Source organism: Vibrio sp. 1288 (assembly GCF_033344475.1).
The window spans coordinates 1-673 of record NZ_JAWPOX010000586.1 but is presented as its reverse complement, the minus strand read 5'-3'; the positions used below and the strand labels follow the sequence as shown (position 1 = coordinate 673).

The window sequence follows — 673 nt, the reverse complement described above, 5'->3', positions numbered from 1 at the left end:
AAAGAAACCCCTAGAGAAAAAATTGAAAGACAGCGTAGAGAACGATTTCAGGAGCGAGAAAAAAACTGGCAAGAAATTCAAGCCAGTGAAGAGCGATACGCAGCTATTAGAAAGAAGACAGTTGAGAAAAGAAAACTAGAAAGTGAGGTTGTTAAAGCGACAGAAGCGCTTTTGATTTTTCTTCCTGCGTTGGATTTGGAAACGTCAGTACACAGCCAAGCCGTTAAAGAGTTTAGTCAGGCGTTCGATGTTATTTTGAAAGGTTATGACAAAAACAATATTACTTATGATGTTGGATATGACCTCATTCATCAAATTAAAAATGGCTTTATTGAGGGGGGAGAAGCCCTTAGAAAACTCGAAGAAAATCGATTATCACGCCGTACGGAAGAGGTAGATAATGTCTCTCAAGATGGCAGTTATCGACGCAATCTAGTGGTGAATAATGAATCGTTTAATGTTCGTTTTAAGGCGAGTTGTGCCACGCCAGAATGTTTAATGAGAAATGCCAATATCGACATGGAAGATGATGCTTTTCAGGATTACATCGAGGCAGCGACACAAGATAAACGTTCGGATGTGATGCAGGTGATCGGTGTTGCTCTTATCGCTAACCCATATCTCAAACCTTTAGAATATGTTGTGTTTGGAGATATAGCCTACGCTGGACTTA

1 pseudogene is annotated in these 673 nt (G+C 40.0%); it reads left to right on the top strand.

The window, feature by feature from the left end:
* Positions 1-673 (top strand): annotated as a pseudogene (locus R8O11_RS28180) (hypothetical protein); the annotation flags it as partial.